1 rRNA gene is annotated in these 822 nt (G+C 57.4%); it reads right to left on the bottom strand.

The features are described from left to right. Nucleotides 1–822: ribosomal RNA gene (locus VU18_RS15395) — 23S ribosomal RNA — on the bottom strand; the annotation flags it as partial.

Here is an 822-nt window from a genome sequence, read left to right as displayed (position 1 = left end):
CGGCTTGGACAGGCTCTTCCAGCCGCCTGCTCGCCCTATCCTCCTGCGTCCCCCCATCGCTCAAACGGGAAGAAGGTGGTACAGGAATCTCAACCTGTTGTCCATCACCTACGCCTTTCGGCCTCGGCTTAGGTCCCGACTAACCCTGAGCGGACGAACCTTCCTCAGGAACCCTTAGGCTTTCGGCGCAGAGGATTCTCACCTCTGTTTTCGCTACTCATACCGGCATTCTCACTTCTAAGCGCTCCACCAGTCCTTCCGGTCTGGCTTCTCTGCCCTTAGAACGCTCCCCTACCGATGACCAACGGTCATCCCGCAGCTTCGGCGGCACGTTTAGCCCCGGTACATTTTCGGCGCAGAGTCACTCGACCAGTGAGCTATTACGCACTCTTTAAATGGTGGCTGCTTCTAAGCCAACATCCTGGTTGTCTCGGCAACTCCACATCCTTTTCCACTGAACGTGCACTTCGGGGCCTTAGCTGGCGGTCTGGGCTGTTCCCCTCTCGACCACGGATCTTATCACTCGCGGTCTGACTCCCGGGCATAAGTCGTTGGCATTCGGAGTTTGACTGGGTTCGGTAACCCGTTTGGGGCCCCTAGCCCAATCAGTGCTCTACCTCCAAGACTCTCAAACCCGAGGCTAGCCCTAAAGCTATTTCGGGGAGAACCAGCTATCTCCAAGTTCGATTGGCATTTCACCCCTACCCACACCTCATCCCCGCACTTTTCAACGTGCGTGGGTTCGGGCCTCCAGCCGGTGTTACCCGGCCTTCACCCTGGACATGGGTAGATCACCTGGTTTCGGGTCGACGACGACGTACT

The sequence above is a fragment of the Geobacillus sp. ZGt-1 genome, assembly GCF_001026865.1.
GTDB classification, from domain to species: Bacteria; Bacillota; Bacilli; order Bacillales; family Anoxybacillaceae; genus Geobacillus; species Geobacillus thermoleovorans.
This window is presented reverse-complemented; position numbering and strand designations above follow the sequence as displayed.